The organism is Chryseobacterium oleae, assembly GCF_900115055.1.
In the GTDB taxonomy this organism is placed as follows: Bacteria; Bacteroidota; Bacteroidia; order Flavobacteriales; family Weeksellaceae; genus Chryseobacterium; species Chryseobacterium oleae.
Map to the genome: position 1 here is coordinate 1,329,629 of NZ_FOVD01000001.1, position 21,854 is coordinate 1,351,482.

At 36.8% G+C, this 21,854-nt stretch carries 24 protein-coding genes; 20 read left to right on the top strand and 4 right to left on the bottom strand.

From position 1 onward, the window contains the following. Window positions 1-459: 459 nt before the first annotated feature. Window positions 460-909, bottom strand: a complete 450-nt coding sequence (locus BM143_RS05980) for a hypothetical protein (RefSeq protein ID WP_090023893.1) — start codon at window positions 907-909, stop codon at window positions 460-462. A 104-nt stretch (window positions 910-1,013) separates the two neighbouring features. Then, window positions 1,014-1,544, bottom strand: coding sequence for an SRPBCC family protein (locus BM143_RS05985; protein ID WP_090023662.1), 531 nt, complete (start codon window positions 1,542-1,544; stop codon window positions 1,014-1,016). Between the two features lie 254 nt (window positions 1,545-1,798). Here BM143_RS05985 and BM143_RS05990 point away from each other — a divergent pair, with 254 nt between their 5' ends. The 17 genes from BM143_RS05990 (at window position 1,799) to BM143_RS06070 (ending at window position 15,744) form a co-directional block, all read left to right on the top strand. Further along, window positions 1,799-3,835: a M3 family metallopeptidase gene (locus BM143_RS05990; protein WP_090023663.1), complete on the top strand. Its 2,037-nt coding sequence runs from the start codon at window positions 1,799-1,801 to the stop codon at window positions 3,833-3,835. Between the two features lie 264 nt (window positions 3,836-4,099). Continuing rightward, on the top strand, window positions 4,100-4,636 hold the full coding sequence (locus BM143_RS05995; RefSeq protein ID WP_090023664.1) for a glycosyl-4,4'-diaponeurosporenoate acyltransferase CrtO family protein: 537 nt from the start codon (window positions 4,100-4,102) through the stop codon (window positions 4,634-4,636). Window positions 4,637-4,688: 52 nt separating this feature from the next. Continuing rightward, on the top strand, window positions 4,689-5,243 hold the full coding sequence (locus tag BM143_RS06000; RefSeq protein ID WP_090023665.1) for a hypothetical protein: 555 nt from the start codon (window positions 4,689-4,691) through the stop codon (window positions 5,241-5,243). A 127-nt stretch (window positions 5,244-5,370) separates the two neighbouring features. Beyond that, window positions 5,371-5,817: a hypothetical protein gene (locus BM143_RS06005; protein ID WP_090023666.1), complete on the top strand. Its 447-nt coding sequence runs from the start codon at window positions 5,371-5,373 to the stop codon at window positions 5,815-5,817. Window positions 5,818-5,827: 10 nt separating this feature from the next. Further along, the gene (locus tag BM143_RS06010; RefSeq protein WP_139221998.1) at window positions 5,828-6,421 is read left to right on the top strand and encodes a hypothetical protein; all 594 of its coding nucleotides are present in this window, start codon (window positions 5,828-5,830) and stop codon (window positions 6,419-6,421) included. Window positions 6,422-6,479: 58 nt separating this feature from the next. Beyond that, on the top strand, window positions 6,480-7,601 hold the full coding sequence (locus BM143_RS06015) for a lactonase family protein (protein WP_090023668.1): 1,122 nt from the start codon (window positions 6,480-6,482) through the stop codon (window positions 7,599-7,601). A gap of 102 nt (window positions 7,602-7,703) precedes the next feature. After that, on the top strand, window positions 7,704-8,042 hold the full coding sequence (locus tag BM143_RS06020) for a hypothetical protein (protein ID WP_090023669.1): 339 nt from the start codon (window positions 7,704-7,706) through the stop codon (window positions 8,040-8,042). 4 nt (window positions 8,043-8,046) lie between these two features. Further along, window positions 8,047-8,511: a hypothetical protein gene (locus tag BM143_RS06025; protein WP_167375243.1), complete on the top strand. Its 465-nt coding sequence runs from the start codon at window positions 8,047-8,049 to the stop codon at window positions 8,509-8,511. A gap of 27 nt (window positions 8,512-8,538) precedes the next feature. Beyond that, window positions 8,539-9,258: a hypothetical protein gene (locus BM143_RS06030; RefSeq protein ID WP_090023671.1), complete on the top strand. Its 720-nt coding sequence runs from the start codon at window positions 8,539-8,541 to the stop codon at window positions 9,256-9,258. Between the two features lie 62 nt (window positions 9,259-9,320). Continuing rightward, window positions 9,321-9,806 carry a hypothetical protein gene (locus BM143_RS06035; RefSeq protein ID WP_090023672.1) on the top strand — a complete coding sequence of 162 codons (486 nt, stop codon included), beginning with the start codon at window positions 9,321-9,323 and terminating at the stop codon, window positions 9,804-9,806. A 134-nt stretch (window positions 9,807-9,940) separates the two neighbouring features. After that, window positions 9,941-10,672, top strand: a complete 732-nt coding sequence (locus tag BM143_RS06040; protein ID WP_090023894.1) for a class I SAM-dependent methyltransferase — start codon at window positions 9,941-9,943, stop codon at window positions 10,670-10,672. Between the two features lie 11 nt (window positions 10,673-10,683). Then, complete coding sequence (locus tag BM143_RS06045; protein ID WP_139221999.1) at window positions 10,684-11,121, top strand: hypothetical protein; 438 nt, start codon at window positions 10,684-10,686, stop codon at window positions 11,119-11,121. Between the two features lie 48 nt (window positions 11,122-11,169). Next, window positions 11,170-11,370, top strand: coding sequence for a YqaE/Pmp3 family membrane protein (locus BM143_RS06050; protein ID WP_047450067.1), 201 nt, complete (start codon window positions 11,170-11,172; stop codon window positions 11,368-11,370). 97 nt (window positions 11,371-11,467) lie between these two features. Then, window positions 11,468-12,757 carry a serine hydrolase domain-containing protein gene (locus BM143_RS06055; protein ID WP_090023674.1) on the top strand — a complete coding sequence of 430 codons (1,290 nt, stop codon included), beginning with the start codon at window positions 11,468-11,470 and terminating at the stop codon, window positions 12,755-12,757. A 230-nt stretch (window positions 12,758-12,987) separates the two neighbouring features. Then, window positions 12,988-14,058, top strand: a complete 1,071-nt coding sequence (locus tag BM143_RS06060; RefSeq protein WP_090023675.1) for a serine hydrolase domain-containing protein — start codon at window positions 12,988-12,990, stop codon at window positions 14,056-14,058. An 8-nt stretch (window positions 14,059-14,066) separates the two neighbouring features. Next, window positions 14,067-14,519, top strand: a complete 453-nt coding sequence (locus BM143_RS06065) for a hypothetical protein (RefSeq protein WP_090023676.1) — start codon at window positions 14,067-14,069, stop codon at window positions 14,517-14,519. A gap of 112 nt (window positions 14,520-14,631) precedes the next feature. Further along, window positions 14,632-15,744: a TlpA family protein disulfide reductase gene (locus BM143_RS06070; RefSeq protein ID WP_167375244.1), complete on the top strand. Its 1,113-nt coding sequence runs from the start codon at window positions 14,632-14,634 to the stop codon at window positions 15,742-15,744. Window positions 15,745-15,797: 53 nt separating this feature from the next. On the opposite strand, the gene BM143_RS06075 is transcribed toward BM143_RS06070, so the two are convergent. Both BM143_RS06075 and BM143_RS06080 read right to left on the bottom strand, forming a co-directional pair. Further along, on the bottom strand, window positions 15,798-17,216 hold the full coding sequence (locus BM143_RS06075) for an MFS transporter (protein WP_090023678.1): 1,419 nt from the start codon (window positions 17,214-17,216) through the stop codon (window positions 15,798-15,800). Between the two features lie 38 nt (window positions 17,217-17,254). Continuing rightward, window positions 17,255-17,818, bottom strand: coding sequence for a TetR/AcrR family transcriptional regulator (locus BM143_RS06080; protein WP_090023679.1), 564 nt, complete (start codon window positions 17,816-17,818; stop codon window positions 17,255-17,257). A gap of 306 nt (window positions 17,819-18,124) precedes the next feature. On the opposite strand from BM143_RS06080, the gene BM143_RS06085 reads away from it, so the two are divergent. The 3 genes from BM143_RS06085 to BM143_RS06095 all read left to right on the top strand — a co-directional run bounded on the left by BM143_RS06085 (window position 18,125) and on the right by BM143_RS06095 (window position 21,818). Further along, window positions 18,125-18,601: a VOC family protein gene (locus tag BM143_RS06085; RefSeq protein WP_228430697.1), complete on the top strand. Its 477-nt coding sequence runs from the start codon at window positions 18,125-18,127 to the stop codon at window positions 18,599-18,601. 93 nt (window positions 18,602-18,694) lie between these two features. Beyond that, on the top strand, window positions 18,695-19,315 hold the full coding sequence (locus BM143_RS06090) for a hypothetical protein (protein ID WP_090023895.1): 621 nt from the start codon (window positions 18,695-18,697) through the stop codon (window positions 19,313-19,315). 133 nt (window positions 19,316-19,448) lie between these two features. Further along, a complete protein-coding gene (locus BM143_RS06095; protein WP_090023681.1) occupies window positions 19,449-21,818 on the top strand; it encodes an outer membrane beta-barrel family protein in 2,370 nt (789 codons plus the stop codon). Window positions 21,819-21,854 lie beyond the last annotated feature (36 nt).

The window sequence follows — 21,854 nt, forward strand, 5'->3', positions numbered from 1 at the left end:
ACTCCTGAATCATAGACCTCCACAGTTTGAAATCTGATATCTAGCATCTGGACTCTTGATTCTTGGCTCTTAACCCAAACTTTTTACATTAAATAGCAAATATTTTGTGCCTGAATCTAGGTTTTGGCTAAAGCCGGGTGAATGGATATGATCTGTTAAACGGGCTAAAGCCCGTTCCTATTGAATGTGATAGATTGAGTACTGCAACTTTTCAGATATTGGAATACTCAACTCTTGTTCTATTTAATAGCTTTATAAAAATACAGAAATGCAAAAGGTCCTCAACCTCAAGTCTGAAATCTCGTGTCTGAAGTCTGCCATCTAGCATCTTGATTCCTGGTTCTTGGCTCTAAATTCACCCTTCACTTGCAAAGCAAAATTCACAATTGACATCTTCAGTCTGAAATCTGATGTCTGACATCTAGCGTCTTGGCTCTTGATTCTTGAATCTCCTCCCAATCAAATCACCTCCACAATCTCCTGATAAATATTATTCAGCGTAAAAGCATCTCCCGATTTCATTCCCATCATTTTTTTAGCCATGGGACTTTCAGGGGAAATAGCATAAAACCGGTCGCCTTCAAAAAAGAATTCTCCCAATGAAACCGAAATATAAAAACGGGCTTTGTTGGTGATGACCAGAGAACCCAGCTGTATTTTTTCTGTGGGTGTATTCAGAACCTTTGACATATTTCTTTTAAGATCATTCAAAGCTCCGAGCTGCCGCTGCATCTGGTAGATTTCCTCCTGCATTTCCTCTCTCATGCTGTCATACTTCGGGGTCTTTTTTATATCACGACTTGCTTCCAGGGTAAACTCTATAAAATTTTTAAGCTTTTCTATTTTCTCAGAGATAACTGTTTTGACATAATGTCTTATATCACTTTTCACAAATACGATCTTCTCCATAAATCTAATCTTTACATAAAGATAATAATTTTTTAAAATACTCATTCCCCTGAATTCGAGAAACATCATAAAAAAAGCCCTGTATTTCTACAAGGCTTATGTTTTTATTTTTCGGAAATCTTTTTAAGGTCTCCCAACCCCTGATCGAACATGGTTTTCATATTCATATCCATCATAGGTTTCATGATTTTCATCATCGTATTAAGTTCATTGTCTATGGACCATGTTACTTTCGTTCCGCTTCCTTCCGGGGTCAAAATAAATTTGGCAACCGCATCACCTTCAAAAGGCTTGATAAAATGAAGTTTCGTTACCAATTTATCATTCGGTACAATTTCTGTGACGGACTGTTCGCCCTCTCCTACTTTACTATTGCCTTTCCAGTGGTAGGAATCTCCCACTTTATCACCGGTTCCGGAGTAAGTGATGACGATATCCTTATCTGCTTTTGAAAATGGATCCCAGACATTGTATTCTTTTAATGAGCCTACGTGCTGCCATACTTTCTCTTTTGGAGCGTTGATCACCACAGATCTTTCAAAATGCTGTTTTTTGTCAAAAGCCAGTATCGCTACAATTGCGTAGATTACGGCCAAAAGGATGATGAAGCCAAGAATTTTTAAGAGTGTTTTCATAGTTTTGATATTTTGAGTTATTTGTTTTATTCTTTAACCCTAAAACTTTGAGAGACATATGAATGTCAATACCCAATCTTTTATGGTTTTCTGTTTTCAAAATTAGTCATTCCACCCTCGCCGCCTCTTTTCATATGACAAGATTATTAAAGATAAAGCATTTTTGTCACATCCGGATATCCGGGCATTATTTTTGCGCTTTTCACGTGTGATTCCCAATGAATCATTAAATTTACTTACCTAAAAATCGAAAAATGAATATTTTAACAGAGAAATTTACCACACCATATCATGCAGCGCCTTTCAGCGATATTAAAAACGAAGATTTCCTTCCTGCCTTCAAAGAACTGATCAAACAGTCTGAGGATGAAATCAATACTATTGTCAGTAATTCAGAAGCCCCGACTTTTGAAAATGTGATTGAAGCACTGGCCTATTCAGGAGATCAGCTGGATGTGGCTTCAAGTATTTTTTTCAATTTAAATTCTGCGGAAACCAGTGATGAGATTCAAAAAATTGCTCAGGAAGTATCTCCTCTATTAACTGAACATTCATCGAAGATCTCTCAAAACGAAGCTTTATTCAAAAAGATCAAAAAAGTATACGACGAAAAGGAAAAATATAATCTGAATGAAGAACAGGAAATGCTGTTGAACGAAACCTATAAAGGTTTTGTAAGAAGTGGCGCCCTGCTGAATGAAGAAGACAAGGAAAAACTGCAGAAGATCAATATGGATCTGTCTTTAAAATCCCTGCAGTTCGGACAAAATGTATTGGCCTCTACCAATGCTTATTTTAAACATATCACCCGTAAAGAAGATCTGGCAGGAATCCCGGAAGCTATTCTTGACCAGTATGCTGAAGACGCTAAGGAAAGAGAGCTTGAGGGCTGGGTGGTTACTCTTCAGTATCCAAGTTATATTCCGTTCATGACGTACGCAGAAAACCGTGAATTGAGAAAGGAAATTGCTTTGGCGAGCGGAAAAAAATCTTTTGACGGTGGAGAATTTGACAACCAGGAATTAATTAAGGAGCTTCTGCAATTAAAACAGCAAAAAGCTGAATTATTAGGCTATCAAAACTATGCAGACTATGTTCTGGAAGAAAGAATGGCCAAATCTCCGGTGAAAGTGATTGACTTTTTAAATGAACTTTTAACGAAAGCAAAACCTTACGCAGACAAAGAAATTGAAGAATTAAGATCTTTGGCCAAAGCTGACGGAATTGAAGAATTACAAGGCTACGACCATGCTTTCTATGCTGAAAAACTCCGTAAGCAGAAATATGACTTTAATGATGAGGAACTGAAGCCTTATTTCCCGCTTGATCAGGTACAGGATGCTGTTTTCGGATTGGCTGGAAAACTTTTCGGACTTCGTTTTGAGGAAAGAAATGACATTCCGAAATACCATGAGGATGTGAAGGTGTATGAAGTTTTTGAATCAGGAAAAGAATCAGCTGAAGAACATTTCAAAGCTTTACTGTATGTAGATTATTTCCCTAGAAAAGGCAAAAGAGCAGGTGCATGGATGACCAGTTATAAAAATCAGTATAAAAAAGACGGTGAAAATTCACGTCCGCATATCTCTATTGTCTGCAATTTCAGCAAGCCAACGAAAGATACTCCGAGCTTACTTACCTTCCAGGAAGTGACTACTCTGTTCCACGAATTCGGACATGCGCTTCACGGAATGCTGGCTGAGACTCAATATCCAAGCCTTTCCGGAACTTCTGTGAAGTGGGATTTTGTAGAACTTCCATCTCAGTTTCTGGAAAATTTCTGCTACGAGCCAGAGTTCTTAAAAACATTCGCGAAACATTATAAAACCGGTGAAGTACTTCCGGATGAAAAGATTGAAAAAATTGAGCAGTCTAAAAGCTTTATGGAAGGTTACCAGACCATGAGACAGCTTGGTTTCGGGCTTCTGGATATGAACTACCATACGAAAGTTGAAGAGTTAAAAGGTGAAAGCGTGAAAGCCTTTGAAGATAAATATACAAAAGCGACCACTCTTTACCCGATCAATCCTGAAACGGCGATGAGTCCAAGCTTTTCCCATATTTTCCAGGGAGGATATTCTGCGGGATATTATTCTTATAAATGGGCGGAAGTTCTGGATGCAGATGCCTTCCAGTATTTTAAAGAAACCGGAATTTTCAATCCTGAAACGGCTGCAAAATATAAAGTTCTTCTTTCTTCAGGCGGAACCAAAGATCCGATGGAACTGTATAAAAGCTTCAGAGGAAGTGAACCGAAGGTGGAAAGTTTATTGAAGAGAGCATTCGGATAATCATCAATGATTATTGCATTGATTAAAAATAGAAAGAACAGTCAATGGCTGTTCTTTTTTATTTTATCCGCGTTATAAGAGCCAGATTGCTATACAGTTTGTGTCTTTGATACCAAGTAAAAAAAATTACAAAAACATGTCTTATTACGAGAGATTATTGGCGGTTTTCTATTAAATTTGGAATCAGCTTTTATGATGCTTTGTACCGACAGAATGGGAAACCCGGACTATTGGTGATATTATAGAATCCAAACTAAAAACTCCATGAAAAAAATCTTTATTCTGGCCTGTATTGTCATCGTTACCATTGGGTTGCTTTATGCGCTGACCCATTACATCAAGATGGATGGTTTTTCTTTCGCATTCGCTTTGAATTTCTTGCTGATGGCCTGCGTACTTACCTTTACCGAAACCTTGAAAAGCCCGTTGAACTCTTCTTATTTCAGTGAAAAATCGTGGGAAAAGAAAGGGAAAATATATGAATCTCTGGGCATTAATATATACCGGAAATTATTAGTGAAAATAGGATGGGAAAAACTGAACAAAAAAAGCAAACCGGTAGAAAAAAATACGGAAGCTTTAACGAATCTGTATTACCGTACAAAACAGGATGAACTGGGTCATCTGATGATTATGCTGATCGTTCTGGGATTTACAGTTTTTGTAGCCTACAAGTTTGGTATTCTCCGATCTTTATGGTTGCTGGCACTGAACATTCTTCTTAACATCTACCCTATTTTTCTTCAGCGGTATAACCGGCCTAGAATAGCAAGGGCTGTTATTTTAAGCAGAAGAAGATAAAAACGTTTATGAAAAAACAATTCAATACCCCTATTTTAGCAAACAATTGCTTATGAAAATATTTATTCATCTTTTTGTTTTACTCTCAATATTAGATTGCAAGCCTAAAAATAATATTGAGAATGTAAAAATTCAAAATACAGCAATTGAATTTAAACAAATAAAATTCTCAGATATTCGGAAAGTTGAAAAGAAAAATAATGGGATTGAACATACAAAACCATTTAATATTGGTTTATCAAAAAACTATTTCCCTGATATAGAAAAATATGAATTTGCACAACCTATAATTTTCCGAAGAGATACCGCAAATCTAAACACGCAGATTTCTTATTTTTTCACAAAAAATGACAGCATAGTCCGTTTAATTGAGTATAGCTGGAATCAGGACAAAAAGAAAGTTCCTTTCATTGACAATCTATATAATTTTAATAAAGAATTTATATCTAAAAATTTATCTCGACAAGGCGAAGAAACAAATGAAAAAATTGATTATTGGTGGCAAAAAATTGTTAGATGGGACAATGATTCCACACACATCTACAGTTTCATTTTTGGAGTTAATGAAGGTCAAAGGACAAGAATAATTGTTAGATTCAAAAATTAAAGAAAAAATTTATAAGCATAAGTTCGCAAAGTGCAGAACAAACTCTACATTGAGCTTTTCAGATCTTTTATCAATAATATTTTTTTACAATCAGTAAGTTTCAACGGTCAATAAACAGTATAAATTCATGAACATACAGGAACAAATCAAAGAATATATCAACAGCCAGCCTGAATCCAAACGTAGTGACATGCAGGAGCTGCATCGAATGATTCAGGAACTCTCGCTCGGATGTAGATTATGGTTTCTGGACGGCAAAAACGACGACAATAAAACAGTTTCCAATCCCAATATCGGCTATGGATTTCAAACCATGGAATATGTTGGTGGAAAAACCAGAGAGTTTTATCAGATTGGCATCAGTGCCAACACCGCCGGAATCTCCGTCTACATTCTAAGCATAAAGGATAAGGCTTATTTATCTGAAACGTATGGAGATAAAATAGGCAAAGCGAGTGTCACCGGCTATTGTATTAAGTTCAAAAAGCTGAAGGATATCAACATTGATATACTGGAAGCGGCTATACGCGACGGATTTGAAGCGAACAATCAGAATCCAGAATTGGAAAAATGACAATAAGTAAATGATAAAAATAAAACCTGTAGCCCTATCCGTTTTGATAGGTTTAATGCTCTCCTGCCATTCATCTGCGGACAAAAATGACTTTGAACATCACTACATCAAGTACTGGGACAAATACTCTGAAAAGCAACTCACAGATACTTTATTTTCTGATACATTAAATGTTGGTCCCGATGCAGAAGGCGGCCAAACGGCTAGAGAGTTTTATGTGAACAATACTAAAGAGCTGCTCGCCGATCTGCAGGATGACCAAAAGAAAACCGACAGCTTGTATCCTATGGCTGCCTTTGATGAACTGACTATCCGTAAATTACCATTAGGCTTAAAGAAAACATTCACAAAGAAGCAGACAGAAGAATTTTTAAAGATCATTAACAACCCTGTCTCATTTGACTGGGCAGAAACAACCTACGAGCCGGAGTTTCAGATAGACTTTACAAACAATAGCAAAACTGTTGCTTCAATGACGATCGGTGCAGACCAATCAACCATTCAAATGAATCCTGGCTGGCCCAATTTTAAGAAAATGAAATTCGGTCACCTTAAACCGGAAATATCCAAGCATATGACGCGTCTGATTCATACAATTGAATAAGCAACATACTCATCTTCATTAATTTAATAAGATACAACCTGCAAAACTTCTTTAAAAATTGAAAAAAATACTAAGCTTACTCACCATCATTGTAGCGTCCATCCATCTCTATTCGCAAAATACGTACGTCTTTATCGGCTCATTTAACCGTGATAAAACCACCGAAGGCATTTACGTGTATAAACTGGATACCATCAAAGGGAAATTATCCAAAGTAACTTCTCTGAAAGGAATTTTAAACCCTTCATTTCTGACCCTATCTGCGGATGGCCGATATGTTTTTGCCTGCACCGAAAGTAAAACGCCCAATGCAGGAAGCGTCAGCAGTTTTAAATTCAATCCCAAAGATGAGACGCTTACCTTTATAAACAGTCAGAAAAGTGGCGGTGAAAACCCGGTTTATGTCAGTGCGCACCGGAATGGAAAATGGCTGGTGAATGCCAATTATACAGAAGGCAGCGCTTCTGTCTACCCTGTCTCTGAAGATGGAACCATTCAGCCTGCTGTACAGAATTTTCAGTTTGCAGAAGGAAGTATCAATGAAGGCAGACAGGATAGATCACACGTTCATGCCGCTGTTTTCTCTCCGGACTTTGATCAATTATTCTTAACCGATCTGGGAGCGGATAAAATCAGGTCTTATACGTTTGACAGTGATCAAAAGGAGCCTGCACAAACGGCGAAACAGCCATACATCCAATCGACTTTAGGAAGCGGTCCACGACATTTTACGTTTCATCCTAATGGAAAATTTGCCTACTGTATTGAAGAATTATCCGGAACCGTTAATGCTTATCGATATGAAAATACCGTTCTGACCAGCATTCAGAGAGTCAATACCCATACGGATCAGTATAAAGAAGATTTTGAAAGTTCAGACATCCACATTTCACCGGACGGAAAGTTTTTGTATGCTGCTAACCGCGGTTTTGAAAATAATATTGCTATTTTCTCAATTCTTGAAGACGGAACTTTAAAGAACGTAGGCTATCAGTCAACGATAGGAAAACACTGCAGAGTATTTGACATTGATGAAACGGGCAAATTTGTCATTGTAGCCAATGCAGTTAGTGGAAACATTGTTGTATTCAAGCGCGATCCACAAACCGGATTATTAAAAAAGACCGGAAACAAAGTGAAAGTTAAAAGTGCTTCCAGTGTGAAAATAAGGAGGTATTAAACTGTAAAAATAAAACGTTAATTCATCCTTTTTCAAAACTTTAGCCTATATTATTTTTCTGTTTGATATTTTTTACTAATTTTCAGATTAAGCTCCATTTACATGAAATTTTCCATCGTTATTGCTGATATGAAAATACTTACTGCATCTGACACCAAAACGTGGATCGGATTAAGTAAAAAACTGGCTGAACCTAAAACTGAAACAACCCCTGAATTAAAGGAAATCATTCCTCTCATCAAATCCAGATTTCCCGAACTGCCGAACACAATGGTTTGGGGAAATTATCTAATCTTTGAAGAATTTGCCGACTTTTTCATCATAGATATTGATTACGATGACATCAAAGGAATGGAAAACGAAATTGTAGACATTGCTCTCGAAAATGGTTTTGCTGTACTCATCGGAAAAGAGAACAAAATATACAAACCAAAAACATAATAAGATGGGATTTAATTGTACAGGGATCTTAATCAACAGCAAGGCTGATGAGCAAATAATGAAAACCCTTTTTGATTCCGAAATTGCTTATTTAAAAGAGGTAAACTTTGAAGAAGCAACAGATAATTTCCGGGATGAAAATACGGTTGATATGGTACAGACAGAAACCGGAACACTCATCATCACCGGATTGGGACAGATTTATGACATTTCAGATTTTGATGGAGAAATCATTCAATTTATGATTTCCGATATTTCGGACACCTATTATTTTGAGAAGTACAAAGACAAAGTTCTGGAAAGGAAATATATTTATTCTCAGGGCGAAATTGCAGAAGATGAAGGGAGCGGTATTATACGACAGGACGAAGATTTCACCGATCAGATTTGGGAGCTCGCAGACCGGTATTTACAAAATAATTTTAAAACCAATATGTTTGATCAGCAGTTCAAACGGTACAAAGTATAATTTTTTCACGCGCAAGCTTTACTTTCTATGGCTGGAAAATTCAAAAAAATATCGGATATCTTTTTTACGGTTCTAGGATCAGTCGTGGTTGTAGCTGGATTAGTGGTTCTTGTCTTTATAGAAAATCCTGTCAGATATTTTTTATACGCAGTACTTCTGGTCATTGCTACCAATTTTAAGAGTCTCCGGAATTTCAGAACTGATTTAAAAACAACAGCCAGGAATCTTCTGGTAACAACCGGCCTGATCTATCTCGTTTTAATTACCCTGTTATCGCTTTCTCCGTTTCTGAAAATTCAGGAATTCAAATGGTCTCATCAGGATTGGAAACCGGTGAATGCCCAAAAGATACAGCCATTGACTTCCTGGGACAACGGATATAGGAGGAAAGGAAATTCTTACGTCAATATTGATTACGAATATCAGTTTAACGGAGCAACGTATAAAAACTTGGAGCCTGAAGCTTTATACAAATATTATCCGTTTTGGAACAGAAAAAAGAGCCGGGAGCTGGTAGATGAATTTTCAAAATCGGTTTCAGAAAAAATACAGAAAAGGGATTATCTAATTCTCTCCAATCCGGATCAACCTGAAAAAAGTAAACTGTTTTTATCTACCGATCTGTTTTATTTTCGGGGGTCATTATTTTATGATCTCGTAACAAGCCTGGCTGTATTTCTCCTGACCTTTTTAGGAATTATAGGAGCTGTTCTTACATGGTGGGCATTGACGAGACAACAGAAGTAAAAACTTTACAGATGAAAGAGATAATCCCAACCTTCTGATTATTAATTAAGCTGTAAAAAAACATGAATATCCATTTAATCAAAATAGTAATCTATTTATCAGTAATGCTACTCCAGCTGTTTTTAATCCTGGAAATTGAGCGGTGCTGGCTCCTGCTGAAAGGAAAAAAAAGTAAGACGTCGAAAAAATTATTGGAATTTATACAACTTCCCTTTGCATCAGTGATTAAAAATCAAAAAACATTACAGATTGCCTCTTTTTTACTTTATCCGATTCTGTTTGGAGTACTCACTGCCGGAATCATCCCCTTTTTGAATATGGGGCGGGGAATGAATATCCAGTTAGGTGATCCATGGGGATATATCGCTATGTTCGGTATCGGATATGTGGGTACGAATATTTTGATACTGATATCATGCATTCATACTAAAATAACTTTTGGAGCCTCATCTATTAACCTCATCGCTTTTATGATACTTTTTTATCTGGCTGTATTCATTCTGGTGACTTATTTTCAATTCATTGTATTCTTGAAATGGAACGCCTGAAATTTTTTTTTCATCTTCAAGTTCACCTTATATAATTTTCATTAATTTAGTTTTATAAAAAAACTTTGGGAACGGCCGCCGTTGCGATATTCAAACATTTCTAAGCCGTTTTTAACATGTCCTATATCTATCCTATGAAAGAAAATAAATACGACCATTCATCTTTTTTTGAACAGTACGAAAAAATGCTCCGCTCCCAAAAAGGGCTGGAAGGTGCCGGAGAATGGCCTGCACTGAAAAAAATGCTTCCGGATTTTACAGGAAAAGACGTTCTTGATCTTGGCTGTGGCTTCGGCTGGCATTGTCGCTATGCTATTGAAATGGGAGCAAAATCTGTGATTGGGGTAGATCTCTCAGAAAAAATGCTTGAAAAAGCGAAAGAAATCAACAATCTTGATGGTATTGAATACGTAAGAAAGGCTCTTGAAGACCTGGAGTATCCTTCAGAAGAGTTTGACATCGTATTGAGCTCACTGACCTTTCACTATGTAGAATCATTTGACAGGCTTATTCATCATATTTATCAGTGGCTGAAACCCGGCGGACATTTCGTATTTTCTGTGGAACATCCCGTTTTTACAGCACAGGGAAAACAGGATTGGATCTATGGTGAAAATAATGAAAAACTACACTGGCCGGTTGACCGTTACTTCATAGAAGGAAAAAGAGACACCACATTTTTAGGAGAAAATGTAATAAAATACCATAGAACACTCACTTCCTACCTGAATACTTTGCTGAAACAGGGTTTCAAAATTAATGAACTGATTGAGCCGGAACCCAGCGAAGAAATGCTGAAAGAATTTTCTGATATGAAGGATGAATTGCGCCGTCCAATGATGTTGTTGATCTCAGCAGAAAAATAACGGAAACTATTATGAATATTACGTGTGATCATTGTAAAGGAACATTTATGGCATCCGGAGAGCAGACTTCTTTCATTCTGGATTCACAGAAAAAGGGAATGCGGTTTATCATGCTGGAATGTCCTTCCTGCTACAGCGGCTTCTCTCTGAATCCACAAACGATGGGTCAGTCTCTTCCACAGAAAACTACGGATGAAGATCATTTGAGATGTCCGGTCAGTTCATGCTATGGTCTGATTTCTTATGTAGAAGACGAAAAACCATTCTGGGGTTGTGGTGAATGTGGAACGGTATGGTTTACCCAAACGGATCTGTTTGAAGCCATCGAACACAGTATTGAAAAATATCCTTATCGGGCGAAAGTCTATACGAAAAAAGGAAATATTTTTTTCCCGGTTCCGTTAGAAAATGAACCCAACAACTACGAAGAAACCGTAGCTAAAGAATAAAAATCTGAAAAGTCATAAAAATTAAAACATCATCTAAAACTATACCTCATGTTACTAGCGATTTTACTTCCCTTTCTATCCTTTATGATCCGTGGAAAAATTCTCACCGGAATCGTCTGTCTTATTTTACAGATCACTTTGATTGGCTGGCTTCCTGCAGCTATCTGGGCCGCTTTATCATTAAACAATGCAAGGGCAGACCGACGCAATGAAAAACTGATTAAGGCGGTGAAACAGAATCAGAGATAAAGAGCGTGATTTTCTACTCAAATCATTGAAATGTAACTTTTTGGCAAAGAATCGAACTCATTAAGGAATTCTATTATTTCTGCCAAATTGTAAACCTATGAAACATATAGTCTTTATCATACTCTTTATTTTTTCAGTGACTATTTCTGCTCAGAAAAGTACCGGAAAATACGCGAAGGAACTGGACGAATATTTTACAGCATTAACCGCTCTCAGGAAATTTAATGGGAATGTGCTGGTATCTCAAAATGGAAAAATCCTTTTGGATCAAAGCTATACTATGCCGGGAAAAGCCGACGGTTTAAGTGTCAGCAAAAAAAGCACGTTTATTATTGCATCAGTCTCTAAGGTTTTTATAAAATATGGAATTCTGAAGCTTGCAGAGCAGGGGAAAATTAAATTATCAGACCATCTCAATCAATTTATTCCTGATTTTCCTGACGGTAGTAAAATTTCGGTGGAAAATCTACTGTATCATCAGTCCGGACTTCCCAGAGAAATTAAGGATTATGAAAAATATGAAAACGTAAGCCTGGAAAAGACCATTGAACTGGCCAAATCAGAAAAATTACAATTTGAGCCCGGAACAAATACTCTTTATTCCAATGTGGGCTATTTCATTCTTCATTATATCATTGATAAATCCTCTGAAAAAGGATATCAACACTTTATTGACAACGAGCTTATAAAAAAATACCAACTCAAAAATACAGGAGAATTTAACTCAGCCCGTTCGGTACCCAATTTCGCTTACGGGTTTTATAACGAAGAAGGTAAAACAGTTCCCATTTCCCAGACCAGTATCAACAGGTTTGAAACGGGTAATTATTATTCTACAACTGCCGATCTATACGCTTTCAGTAAAAAACTTCTTTCGGGGGAACATATGAAGAAGGATCAGGCTTTGAAAATGTTTAAAGACAGTCTTCTCATTCAGGCTGGCGGAAGACCCGGTTACAGAGCTTATTATTATCAGAACTTAAGATCCAATGTAACTTTTATTTTCACCGCTAATTTCAGCGATATGCCATTTCAGAAGGTAACAGATGATATCATTAGTCTTTTGGAAGGCAAGTCCTACTCGGTTCCCAAAGAAATCAACAAAAAAGCCATTACCGTTTCTGATGATGTTTTAAAACAGTATACGGGACAATTTGCATTGGATCTCGACCCATCTCAGACGTTTACGGTCACTTTAGAAAACCATTTCCTCTCTATTACTGATAAAAGCGGCGAAAAAACAAAAATTTATCCGGAATCCCAAACTTCTTTCTTCGATGCTCCGGATTCTGAAGACGGTTACATATTTTCCAAAAAAAGCGACGGAACCTATGATCTGACCATCATTTCAACCGGACTTACCTTAAAAACAACCCGAACAAAATAAGTCATAAAAAACGGAAGATAAAGAGAAAGCTTGCTGCCCTTCAAATTACTTCATTAAATTGTAATCCCCAAGAGAGTACACGACAAAGAGTAACTATCACCCTCCTTCTTCCTTCCTCCACTCCCTTTAATCGATTAAAAGTCAGATTTAAAGTTATTTTTAATGAATCACTATAAAGCATAACATAGTAATGATAATTATTTATATCTTTGCATAACAAAATAATAATCATGATTACTCTAAAACTTTTTTCAATGTTTCTGTTGTTGTTCTGCAGTACCATTGATGCACAATTCCAGGAAAAGAAAATAGACAGTTTAATTACCACAGAATTCAATGATCCTAATGGGCCCGGAGGAGCATTTATGATTGCTCATAAAGGAAAAACCATTTACCGCAAAGCTTTTGGAAAAGCCAATCTGGAGCTGAATGTGACTATGACTCCTGATAACGTTTTCCAGATCGGTTCTATGACTAAGCAGTTTACATCGGTGGCGGTTCTTATGCTTGAGCAGCAGGGAAAACTGAACGTCAACGACCTGATTTCAAAATACATCAAAGATTATCCTTCAGGGGATAAAATAACCATCCATCATCTGCTGACCCATACTTCAGGAATTAAGGATTTTACGAAGATGAAAACAATATCCACCATCGCCCAGAAAGAAATGAAGCCTGAAATGATGGTTGATTTTTTCAAAAACGAACCTGTAGATTTTGCCTCGGGAGAAAAATTTGAGTACAATAATTCGGGATATGTGGTTTTAGGATATATCATAGAAATGGTTTCGGGACAGACGTATGAAGATTTCATCAAAAAAAATATCTTTGAAAAAGCAGGTATGACGCATTCTTACTATGCCACAGACCGTCATGTTATTCCAAAAAGAGCATACGGATATCATCAGAAAGAACATGGATTTGTCAATAAAACAGTAATCAACTTCAGTGTTCCTTTTTCATCCGGCTCTTTGATGTCTACGGTAGATGATCTGCTGAAATGGCAGAAGGCTTTGAACCAAAATATCCTTCTCAATCCGGCAGAAACTAAAAAAGCATTCCAGAAATACAAACTGAACAGCGGAGAAGAATTCACTTACGGCTACGGATGGCACCTGAAAGATATCAACGGAAGCCCGGACAGGGAGCATGGCGGAAGTATTTTCGGATTTAAAAGTATGGGCGTCTATATTCCCGGTGAAGATATTTACGTTATAGGATTGAGCAACTGTGACTGCCATTCGCCGACAGAGATCACCAGAAACATGGCAAAGATTGCATTGCAGTCCGTTAAAAAATAATCCACCGAATGAAAATTACAACACCTAAAGGGAGATCTTTTGAATTCAGACAAAATACAGAAAACTGGGAAAGCCTTGATAATGTCTTATACAGTGGCTTATCCGGGACCAATCGAAGTCCTGTTTTCGGATTTGAGAACGATTTCACTAACGAATATGTCAAACGTATTGATTTTGAACAGCGTCTGGGAGAATTTATTGATTTTTACATAGATAACAGGTCAAGAATCATCTCTGAAACGAAAACAGCCGTTAATGGTCTTATTGCTCATAATCATGACATGGGTAAAGAAGATATGAATTACATCAATTACTTTGTTGAAATTCTGAACCTTGCATCTTATGAGTTTAAAATTCATTTTGTGTTTATGTATGGCTATGTTTATTATGAAATTTCTTATCTCTTCCTTTCGCCTGAGAACTTTCTGATCACCAAAATAGATCGTATTTTAACCAATTAATATTTTTTATTGATCTCAGTCACAAGCTTTAAATACACGCACTGACCTGACAGAGCAAATAAATTTGTACATCGGATAATGAAGTAATATCTTTATGATTCAATCCCTTGATATGAAAAGAATTTCACAGATTTTGTTATTTTTACTAAGCAGTTCAGCATTTTCACAGCAGCAATTTACTATTGAATTGACAGCACCTTCATTTGAAAAAGATTCTCTGCTGTTGGTACCTCCGCCTACTTCAAGAAACATTATTTCAGTGTACAGTCTGAACTTAAATGCGGATAATAAAAACGTTAAATCTATTGGAAATTCAAAGGGAGCACTCATTAAAATCCAGCCTCAGGATAATACCATCGGTGGAACCGTTCCCTGCCCGATGCCGATGATCATGATGGGGCAAAAAGAAGATAAGAAAGGATTCCGGCAGTCTAATATGTTCTTCATTGAAAAAGGAAATTTAAACATTCAGGTGGCTGACAAAAATTTAGCTCTGATTTTACCTCCGGATGCGGTTATCAATAACGATTATAAGAAACTTAAGGAATATCTTCAACAGGCAGACGAAAAACTCAAACCTTTTGAACAAAATAATCCTGCAGACCTTGAGAATAAAGAAAAACTGTTGAAGGCATACATCAAAAAAAATCCGGAATCGTATCCTGCATTTTGGGAAATTATAGATGCTTTTTCAAAGTATGGTTTTCATAAAAATTACCTGGCAGACCTTCCGTTATTTTCAAAAAAGATAAAAGCTTCGTCTTGTTTTAAGGATTTTGAAAAGATATTAATCCTTGAAAATTCAACCGATGTAGGAGGAAATTTCCCTGATATCGATTTCAGTCCTGAGAGTAAAATTACGAAAGCAACTTTCTCAGATTATAAACTCACCCTGATCGACTATTGGTCTACCAGCTGCAAACCGTGTATTCAAGAGCTTCCGAAGCTTGTTAAACTGTATGAAAAATATAAGGACAAAGGCGTTAATTTCATCAGTGTAGCAGACGATAAAACCCAGCAGAGAATGGATCTGGCCAATACAATATTCAAAGAAAATAAGGTCACCTGGCAAAGCTATTTTGACACCACAAAAGAATTCACTAAAAAGCTCAATGCCGGAGGATATCCGTTGTTCATCGTAATAGATCGAAACGGAAAAATCGTTTCAAAAGAACTGGGCGGGCAGGAAACGCTGGAAACGGTCATAGAAAAGCATTTGAAATAGTATGGAGAGGGAAGCTGGAAGAGGGAGGATGGAAGTTACTTAAGGACATTAATTTAAAACTTAGAATTTTTTCGTTTTGTTGTAGGAAGTATGTGCTCCGGAACTTTTCCAACCGAAAACAGAACAATGATTAGACATATAATATTCACAGCCAAAGCAACCGAAAAAGCCTGGTGATAGTTTTGTGATGTAGGTTTTGTTCCGAGAAAATAATAGAAAATACTTCCCACCACAATAATTCCAACAATGGCAGCTGCCTGCACAAAGGTATTGTAGACTCCTGAAGCATTTCCCGCCAATGTTGATGGCAGTCCGGACAGAGCAATATTCGCCAGTGAAGGGATAATGGAGCCCACACCGATTCCGTGGAAAAAAAGCAAAAAAAAGAAGACAAAAAATGGTGTTTCCTGATCAATTAAAATGATCTGCAGGATCAGAACCGTCATAATCAAAACCAATCCAGTTATTAAAAACTTTTTACCGTATCTTAAAATAAATCTCGTGGAAAACACAGAAGCCAGAATAAAACCGAGGCCCTGAAAAACAATGATTTCTCCAGCAGCCATTGATCCAATCTGCAGCCCATCCTGGAAAAAAAGGGAAAGAATATAAAAATAAGAATCGAGCATAATGAAGAAAAAAGAAACGGCGATTATTCCAAGATTGAAATTTTTATAACTGAATAAAGTAAAATCCATCAGATAAGATTTCCCATGCATTAACCTCATCTTTTGGTTTTTGACAAAATAGATTAAAATAAATATTGAAATCATAGCTAATACTATGCTTTTGACCTGAATTCCCTGATGCTCGGATAGGGTAAGTGCATACGTAAAACAGAAGAGCCCGGAAACCAATATGGCTACTCCAAAGAAATCAAAAGTCTTTTTTTCCACTGAGATTTTAGATTCGTTTAATATTCTTTTGCTGAAAAGCAGAGCCAGCAGACATACCGGAATATTGATCAGAAAGATCAGCCGCCACGATTCTTCCATCCATGTTACTGACGAAAAATAACCGCCCAGAAACTGACCTGAAATGGTTCCCGCTCCAATGGTAATTCCATACCAACCCATCGCTTTTGTTCTTTCTTCATGGGTTGTAAACAGAACCTGTATCATCGACAGTACCTGCGGAGACATCATCGCAGCACTGATTCCCTGAATAAAACGGGAAATCACGAGAATTTCCGGTCCCACCGAAATTCCACACGCCACCGAGCTCAGCATAAAAAATACCAACCCGATCATGAAGGTCTTTTTTCTCCCATACAGATCACCCAACCTTCCGCCTGTGATCAGGAATGAAGCAAAGCCAATAAGGTAAGAAGCAATCATCAGCTGCATTTCTCCGTTGGAAGCATGAAGGTCACGCTGTATAGACGGAATGGATACATTGATGATGAAGATATCCATAATCGTCAACAGTTGACCGGATAATATCACGACCAATTTCAAATATTTAGCATTCATTTTTAGATAGATATATCTATTTTTAATTGAAAAAAAAATTAAGACAACTGTGCCTTAATCATTTTTTGGATCTGATCAAAAGAATCTGTATTCTTATTGATCGTAGAAGTGACCACAGCACCTTCTATCAAAAGAAAAATTTGTTCTGTGAATATATCTGTATCGATATCCTTTTTATTTTTGGCATATTCATTGACCATTGTTCGGATCATTTCTTTCTGTTTTTCCTTGTGCTGTCTGGCAAAATCGGAAACGGAAGGACTGCTGTCTCCTACTTCGGCTACGATTTTAATGAAATGACAGCCTGCAAATTTTGATGATTTTTGTAATTTTTTACGGTAATCTATCAGGGAAAGTATTTTTTCTTCCGGAGCAGAAATTTTGGAAGAATGTTCTTCAAAACCTTTAAACCATTCTACTTCCTGTTTGATAAGATAAGCCTGGAGAAGATCATTTTTGGATGAGAAATGATTGTACAGTGAACCGATCGCAATGTCTGCCTCAGCAATGATCTGGTTGATTCCCGTTGAATTGAAGCCCTGTCTGTAAAACAGATCCGAAGCCACCCTGATGATTCTTTCCTGTACTTTTTCTTTTTTCATCCCGAAAATTTTTACAAAGGTAGATAAAAAATAGATAAGTCTATCTATTTTTTATCTTTTCATACATCGCTTCGAATTGAGAGGGTATTTAGGTTTTGGCTAAAGCCAAATGGTATTGATTTTTTTGTTGAATGGGCTAAAGCCCATCCCTATTGAATATTATCATGTTTTAGTATCAATATTTTCTTTCCAGTTTAAAAATATCTACATAATTTTATGTACCCTTTCAAAATATGCGGAAAGGGCTAAAGCCCATTCCTGTTGAATATTTTATGCCTCTACATTGTATGAATGTTAATGAAAAAAATGATTAAGAATAAAAAAGTTCCGTTTGTACGATTTCTATATGGTACTATTATCCTTTTACTCCTATTATCCTGTACTCCAAAAGAAAAAAATATGACTCCTTCTAATCCCGTTGTCTATTTCGAAATTCCTGTCACTGATATGAAACGTGCTGAGCAGTTTTATACAAATGTTTTTAATTTCAGTTTTGAAAAAGAAGATATTGACGGTTATGAAATGTCTTTATTTCCCTTTGAAGAAAAAAGCAGCGGTATCACTGGTGCTCTAGCGAAAGGCGATGTTTACCAACCAACAAAAGATGGAATTATTATCTATTTTAAAACAGAAAATATGGATCAATCTTTAGCTAAGGTGCTTCAGAATGGAGGGAAAATACTCTATCCTAGAAAAATCAATGAAAAGTATGGATTTGCAGTCTCAGAATTTGAAGATTCTGAAGGAAACCGGATTGCGCTTCATGAAACCATCAAAAAATGATTCGTCATTCGCTGCATAATATTTTTGATTTTAATCGCTACATATTTCGTATCTTTAGGTACCATTTTGGAAAAGATCATGTGGTATCAAGCAATGGCAGAAGAACTTTATTTCATCAAAACGAATCCGAATATTGCTAAAATCAATTTGTACAATAAACTCTGCCGTGAGGAAGAAAAGGTCCTTAGTTTTCTTCAGGCTGATGCCAAAGTAAGCCTAGAAATTATCAAAAATAAAGTCAAAGATTCTGTGGAAGAGCTTTCCAAAGAAGAGCTTTCAAGTATTTTCACGTGGTTCAGTAATGCTTACCCAACAGATAGAGAAGAAGCTAAAACCCAGCTGTTCATCCATGGTCTCGATCTTTTCTACGAAATCCCGAAAGAAGAAAATGTACATTCTTTCCAGGAAATCCTTTCCGATTACGAGAAATATTCCAAACAGAAGCTTGATTTCAGGGTGAATTCTCAAAATTTCAATCAGTTTCTGATTTATGGTTTATTTTTTACAGACATTGCGCTTAAAGAAAAAGGAAGCTGTGCGGTACTTTCCCATTACTTAAAAACGGAACATCCGGCTTTGTATGCCCTTGCAGAAGAGCAATTCCATGCAAAAGGCTCCGGTCAAAATAATGATCTTGTACTGCAGCATTATTTCGGAGAACTTTATGATCTGACGAAATATTATAAAGGATCTATCATTAAACTTGATCATTAGACGGCTGGTTCTCCTTCGTTTACATATTTTTCCCTGTCATTTCTTGTATGAATATATTTTCTGAAGATCAGTAAAGATGCAGCTGTGATGTAATGCCACCGGTTGATGGGCTGTTATATATGAAAAGCAAACCATGAACCGAAAGATTTTCCTTCTATTAAGCCTTGTCTCATCAACATACTTTTTCGCGCAAAGCATAGAGGGAAAAGTTACCGACCTGCAAAACAAACCAGCCACGGAAACTGAAATCCTCCTTACAAAAGCGGACACCAAATTTTCTGCGATCACAGACGAGAACGGGATGTTTAAAATTCCCTTAAAAGAAGACGGAAACTATATTCTTGAAATCATTAAAGACGGGATAAAAACCAACAGTGAGAATATTACTGTAAAAGGAAATTCGAAAAAAGACATTCAACTGAAAGAAGCTCCGGTAGAACAAAAACTGGAAGGCGTTACTCTTACTGCCAGAAAAAAATTATTTGAAAGAAAGGTGGACCGATTGGTCTTCAATGTAGAAAATTCTGTAGCCTCACAGGGAATTGATGCTGTGGAAGCACTTGCAAAAACGCCAATGGTTCGTGCCACGGATGATGCGATCAGTATCGCCGGAAAAAGCAATGTCGCTGTGATGATCAACGACAGACTTTTAAATCTGAATGGTCAGGAACTTATCAATTATTTGAAAACCATCCGTTCAGACGATATTTTAAAGATCGAAGTGATCACCACACCGCCAGCCAAATATGAAGCGGAGGGAAAAAGTGGATTGATCAATATTGTCCTTAAGAAAAATTCGAGTCTGGGCTGGAACGGCTCTATTCAGACTTCCGGCAGTTCTTATTGGGGAAGACCCACAACATCGACCAGAAGTGGTGCTACTTTTAATTACCAGGGAGAAAAACTTTCTATTACGAGCAATTTATCTATCGGTGACAATTATTGGGAAAACCGTTCTTATAACTATCTTACCGGAACTACGGACAACAATTACTGGAAAACAAACAGTATCAATACAAACAATTACCGCTATAAAGGAGGTGGCTTAAAGGGTGAATATAAAATCAATGATAAAAATCTGGTAGGATTCAATTACAACTATTCGTTCAGTAACCCGATCGAAAGGGGTGAAAGCAAAGCCAGTATCTTTGACAAGGAAGGCTATCTGGATGTCGCGTCAAATTTCAATAACAGAAACCGCAGAAATATTCATAATGCGAGTGCGTTTTATGATGTGAAAATTGATTCTTCGGGAAGCAAGCTGAGTTTAACAGCGAATATGATGCTCAATAATTCCAATGCGAGAAATTTTTACAATACCATTACTTCGGACATCGTTTCTACTTTTGCGAATCCGGTGAGTGAGTACAGAATTTATTCCGGTCAGGCAGATCTTGAGAAGAATTTCGGTAAGATTAAAACAGAAGCAGGACTTAAGTATACGAAGATCAAAAATGATTCTGAATTTAATTTCTTCAATATTGAGAATGACCAGTATATTCTTAATACAAAAAGAACAAATACTTTCTTTTACAACGAACAGAACTACGCAGCCTATGCATCTGCTAATTTTAAGATCAATGACAAGTGGGACGCCAAAGCAGGGCTTCGTTACGAATATACAACCCTGGAAGGAATTTCCATGAATGATGATTCTTCCGCGAAAATCAAATACGGAAAACTATTCCCTACTGCCTACATCAGTTATAAACCGAACGAAAATCACGCGTTTTCCCTGAATTATTCAAGAAGAATTTCAAGACCGTATTTTGGAAATCTGAATCCTTTTAAATTCTATGTTTCGGAATTTGAATACAGTACGGGAAATCCTTATCTGCTGCCGTCGTTCTCGGATAATATGGAGTTCGGATATGTTTTAAATAATAATTTCAATGTCACTTTATATTACAACAAAACAAAAGATGACTGGGACAGAATTCAGGTAGTGGAAGGAAAATCGAAATACAGTATTGTGAAAAATTTCTTTAATGAAGATCAGACCGGGATCAACATCAGCTATAACTACAACAAACTGAAATGGCTGGAATCCAATGTTTTTGTAAATGCTTTTTATTCCAAAACAAAATCTTACGATCCAACGGCAATAGCTGCACCAAAGGGATACAGCGCCAATTTCAATGTTGACAACAATTTCTTCCTGAATAAAAGCAAGACCTTTACTTTAATGCTGGGACTTTGGAGCAATCTCCCGAACAGAGACGGAAATACCTATTATTTTGCCAATACCTCCGTTTATACCGGAATGAAACTGAACCTGATGGAGAAAAAGCTCCTGATCAACCTGTATGTGAATGATATTCTGAATACCAACCGAAATAAGGGAATAGAATATTATCCGAATTATGACGTAGAATATTATAATAAAGGCATTACCCGAAACCTCTATCTTTCCGTAACGTATAAATTCGGGAACAATAATGTAAAAGGAGCTACGAAAGAAGTAAAATTTGAAGAATCCAAGCGGGCAGGCGGAGGAAATTAAACTTTATTTTATAATTTAGAAGCAGATACATTTTAA